Source organism: uncultured Gimesia sp., from assembly GCF_937919775.1.
GTDB lineage: Bacteria > Planctomycetota > Planctomycetia > Planctomycetales > Planctomycetaceae > Gimesia.
Map to the genome: position 1 here is coordinate 1 of NZ_CALFPF010000791.1, position 4,767 is coordinate 4,767.

Annotated in this window: 5 protein-coding genes; 3 read left to right on the top strand and 2 right to left on the bottom strand. The window is 46.8% G+C overall.

Annotated elements, in window-relative coordinates; genetic code table 11:
• The coding region (locus tag Q0294_RS22500) for a hypothetical protein (RefSeq protein ID WP_299469935.1) at positions 1-300 on the bottom strand (300 nt) is incomplete at its 3' end.
• A 474-nt stretch (positions 301-774) separates the two neighbouring features.
• Between Q0294_RS22500 and Q0294_RS22505 the strand changes: the two genes are divergently transcribed.
• From Q0294_RS22505 to Q0294_RS22515, 3 genes are all read left to right on the top strand, one after another.
• Positions 775-1,671 carry an ABC-2 family transporter protein gene (locus Q0294_RS22505; protein ID WP_299469937.1) on the top strand — a complete coding sequence of 299 codons (897 nt, stop codon included), beginning with the start codon at positions 775-777 and terminating at the stop codon, positions 1,669-1,671.
• 50 nt (positions 1,672-1,721) lie between these two features.
• On the top strand, positions 1,722-3,062 hold the full coding sequence (gene trkA, locus Q0294_RS22510; protein WP_299469939.1) for a Trk system potassium transporter TrkA: 1,341 nt from the start codon (positions 1,722-1,724) through the stop codon (positions 3,060-3,062).
• A gap of 166 nt (positions 3,063-3,228) precedes the next feature.
• Positions 3,229-3,624 carry a PilZ domain-containing protein gene (locus Q0294_RS22515; RefSeq protein WP_299469941.1) on the top strand — a complete coding sequence of 132 codons (396 nt, stop codon included), beginning with the start codon at positions 3,229-3,231 and terminating at the stop codon, positions 3,622-3,624.
• A 287-nt stretch (positions 3,625-3,911) separates the two neighbouring features.
• Here Q0294_RS22515 and Q0294_RS22520 read toward each other — a convergent pair whose 3' ends face one another.
• Complete coding sequence (locus tag Q0294_RS22520) at positions 3,912-4,664, bottom strand: SDR family oxidoreductase (protein ID WP_299469943.1); 753 nt, start codon at positions 4,662-4,664, stop codon at positions 3,912-3,914.
• Positions 4,665-4,767 lie beyond the last annotated feature (103 nt).

Consider the following 4,767-nt stretch of genomic DNA (forward strand, 5'->3'; position numbering starts at 1 on the left):
CGCAGACTCCTGAGTGCCTTCCAGTACCGTAAAGAAACTGGAATTATGCTGCGGATTATGCTCGTGAAACCAGTAATCTCGAACTTGATTGAGCCAATCTTCATCTGCTTTTTCTTCCGCTACTTTCAGCTGATCGAAACGCTGGTATTCATCCAGAAGCAATTTTGCGACCTTCGCTGATTCCGACTTGGGATAGAGTCGAATCACTTTTTTCGCGACTCGTTTCTGTTGTGAAAGAACCAGTTTTTCCACCCCTTTTAATAGTTCCTGGGCCGCTGCTTCCTGTTCTTGAGGAGTCATCTCACTCTGTTCAGTACCTGAAGCAAACGGATCATTCTGTGCTCGTGCGAATTGGTGCGCGCCTGTAAAATTGATGAATACTGCCAGGATAACCGCACGGCAGATTTTGAGAGAATCTATTGAGAAAACACAATTCGAGTTCATTTGGCACACCTCGGGTTCATCAAATCAGGTAATGAGTCACTTATTTCAAGTTTACCCGCCAAATACCGGTGAAGCTTTTTTCCATTGGAATTTAGGGGTGGTTTTTGCGTCATATTCCGGGATAGAACCGTTTTTTTTTCGCAAGTCGCATCTCAGGAAGATTCCACATAAACCATTTATTTACAAAAAGTTACCAATAATGATCTGTTTAGTTTTCTGATTTGGCAGCCAGGGAAGACAACACAGGTTGAATTGAATAAAATACGAATAAACATTGAACTAAATAATCCAATCAGGGATTCCATTTCCGTGCAGAAAGAGTTTCATAAAATGTCAGGTTCCACTCGGCCTCAATACGGGCGTGTCTGGATGACTTTCCTGCAAAATTCCCTGATTCGCGAAATGACATTTCGCGGCAACTTGCTGATTACCATCGTCACGCGCGGATTCTGGTTTGCTGCTCAGTTAATTCTGTTTGATATCATTTACCGAAATGTTAATTCCATTAATGACTGGTCGCGTGATGATTATTTTGCCTTCATGGCGACAGGGATGTTAATCAACGCCATCGTTGAAACATTCTTTATGCCCAACTGTGCAAATTTCAGTGAATTGATCAGGAATGGTAATCTTGATTTTGTTCTGTTAAAGCCGATTGATACGCAGTTTCTGGTCTCATTTGAAAAAGTCAACCTGGCGATGTTGAATCAGGTGTTGCTTGCAGGTGCGCTCTTATTCTATTCTCTCTTTAATGTAGCACAGTATGAGCTGGCAATGTCGGTCTTCCAAAACCTGATTCAATCGGGGCAGTGGCTTCTGCTTTTTGTAATATGTTGTCAGGGAACAATTCAGATATTAATGTATTGCCTGTTGCTGGCGGTTGGCGTCGCATTCTTTTACAGCCTGATGATTGCATTAGCCAGCAGTAGTATCTGGTTTGGGCGTAATCAGGGACTGTACGATTTCTGGTTTTACATTACCGTATTTGCCCGTTATCCCAGTAGCATTTACAGCGGTTCACCCACCGGTGAAGTAATCCGCTTTGCTTTTTCATATGTCATCCCCATCTTGCTCGTGGTTACCATTCCCGCACGACTTTTGCTGTCAAAGGCATTAGAGCCATCTTGGATTACACTCGTATCAGTTTCTGTCACACTGGCCTTATTATTGATTTCACGTTATATCTTCAAATGGTCATTAAACAGTTATCGCAGCGCAAGCAGTTAATGATCTGAGTCACGTGACCAAACTCGAAGCAGTTTTCTATTGAGTAAACTATGAACATCGTAATTATGGGTGCAGGTACTGTTGGCACATTTGTCGCCGACACACTCTGTGCCGAGCAGCACAATGTAACCATCATTGATAAATCACGGAGTGCCCTGGAACTGGTCGAAGAACGGGTCGACGTTCAAACGATCTGCGGGTCTGCCTGTGATTCCGCAATCTTGTTTCAGGCGGGCGTCCTGGGAGCCGACCTCTGTCTGGCGGTAACCAGTCAGGATGAAGTTAACATGGTTGGTGCCAGCCTTGCCAAAGCAATGGGAGCGCGTCGTTGCGTTGCGCGTGTATTTAACCATGCCTACTTGAACCTGAGTACATTCGACTATCAACGACACTTCAACATTGACCGTTTATTGAGCCTGGAACATTTGACTGCTCTCGAACTGGCAAAGGAGATCGGCGAACCAGGTTTGTTCGCGGTCGAAAATTTTGCGAGAGGAGAAGTGGTGATTCAGGTGCTCAATGTGCAATCCGGTGTAACAGCAGACGGAATGCTGTTACGTAATTTGAAGCTTCCCAGTGGAGTCCGTGTTGGTCTGATTTCCGACGGAGTGAGTACTTCCATCGCAGGCGCTGACAATATTATCAAAGCAGGACAAATCGTAACATTGATTGGGACGCAGGAAAATATAGATAAAGTCCATCGTTTGTTTCAGCATAAACGCGCTGTGAAATTTCGCGTGATTATCGCCGGCGGCGGGAATATCGGCTTTAATCTCGCACGCATTTTGCAGAAAAAAGAATACTCTGTCACGATTCTGGAATCTGACCCCAACCGATGCGATTTTCTCTCAAGACACCTTGATATGACCACAATTCTCCACGCCGATGCAACGCGGCGGACAGAAATGGAAGAAGCCCGTGTTGGCAAAGCAGATGTGTTTATAGCAGCAACAGGTCGGGATGAAGATAATATTGTCTGTGGTGTGGAAGCCAGAGAACTCGGAGCAAACCGTATCTTGAGTATCGTGCGGCGGCCCGATTATGCCAATGTGCTGGAGAAACTGGGCATTGATGTTGCGGTCAGCCCTCGGGAAGTCATCACCCGGCAGATTATGGGAATGGTGCAGTCAGGCCCTATTATCAGTCATTCAGAAATTGGGGGAGGCAATTCGGCAATTCTGGAACTGGAAGTCCGCAAAAACACACCAATCACTCAAGCACGTTTGAAAGACCTCAAGCTCAAACAGGCCCTCATCGCTGCTGTGGTCAAGGAAGATTGCGTCCGGGTTCCCGGCGCCGATGACATGATTCAAGCGGGAGACACCGTTATTCTTCTGTGTGAACAGGATAACCTGAATGAGATCTTACCACTGTTTAAGCCGCAAAACTGATACAGACGGACCGTCTTGCAGTATCCGCTGATTTTCTGGAATTCTCTCGCTCGCTACCCCGAATTCTGACCTATATTTGATCTGCAGAGTGTGTCTCGTTTTGCCCTCTATTACGCTGAAAAGATTCTTAGCATCGCTCCATGAATACAGGCAGCAGGTAGCGCTCATGACTGACCGTAGAAAATCGACAAGCCGACGTTCCGGAGATGAGCGGCGCGAGTATCAACGAATCAAAGCAACAACCGAAGTCAGTTTATTGCGATCGGGCAATGGTTCCAGCCGCGAACCATTGAACGGTATGCTTTACGATGTTTCATTGAATGGAATCCGAATTCTCGTCGATATACCGCTGGCTATCGGGGAATCACTTCTGGTTGAAGTCCATCACGCTGGAGAACACCTCTTTAACTCGACGGCAAAAGTCATCTGGCAGGAGCAGGATTCCTCCGGAAAATTTACCACCGGATGCGAACTGTGTGTGCTGCTGACACACAAGCAGGAAAAAACCCTGAAGACCTTTCTCGATCATATGTCAAACTTAAATAATTTTGTCCGGAGTTAAACAGAACCAATTCGATTCTGGACTTCCAGCTTGCAGACTCAAGCCCGTTTCTCTGTTTGCGGTCTGTCAGATCAAAGCGTCTACAGACACGGCTAGCCTGTGTCCGGGTTTTCTGTAGCGTCTCCAGGTCCATTTCGACCGAGTATAATAGAACGAGATACGTTCTCGTTAAATGTGATGCGATTTTAGCTGCAACATAAACTGCGAAACTGTAGCGGGTATCACCATTTATTCCTGCCCCCGTCTCCAGCGCTCTATCGAAATGCAACGACACATCCGCGTCAACGCTAACCTATCGTGTAACCACCGTCGACCACAATTTCCTGGCCATATATATTCCGGGCAGCATCTGATGCCAAAAAGACTGCGACTTCCGCAATGTCTTCCGGTTTTCCAAAGGATTGTGGAATCAATCGACTGGTAATATTCTCAGCCACATTTTTGAGTTGGTCGGCGTTCAGCCCCACACTATCCCAAAGCGGGGTTGCAATCGGTCCCGGAGCAATCGAATTCACGCGTATGCCGCGAGGCCCCAGTTCGGCTGCCAGCGTCTGTGCTAACGATTTCAAAGCCGCTTTCGAAGCAGAATAGGCTGCCAGTCCCGGAAAACCTACCTGAGTCAGAAACGTCGTGATAAAGATGATGGCAGAACCATCGTTTAAATGGGGCAAAAAAGCACGAACCGTCTGCAATGCGCCGTGAAAATTCACATCAAATGTTTCAGCAATGGCTTCACGCGATGATTCTTCAATGGGAATCACGCGTGCCATGCCGGCATTCGGAACCAGAATATCCACACGACCAAAACGCCGCTCGGTTGCATCAACCAGTCTTCTAAGATCGGCAGCGTTCGTCACGTCACCATCGACAACCAGAGTGCGTGCAGGAAAACGAGCCTCCAGTTCTTCCAGAGGTTCGCTCCTTCTGGAAAAGACCACAACCTTAGCGCCTTCATTCAAATAAAACTCAGCAATAGAGCGGCCAATTCCACTGCTGGCACCGGTGATTACAGCAATCTTATTGAACAGGCGATCGGCCATCGAAACCCTCTACTAAGTATGCTAAAACGCGTTCTATTTATTCATAGCGCTGCCATCAAGGTGGACACAGGCTAGCGAATAAACGGTTGAATGAGTTTACCTA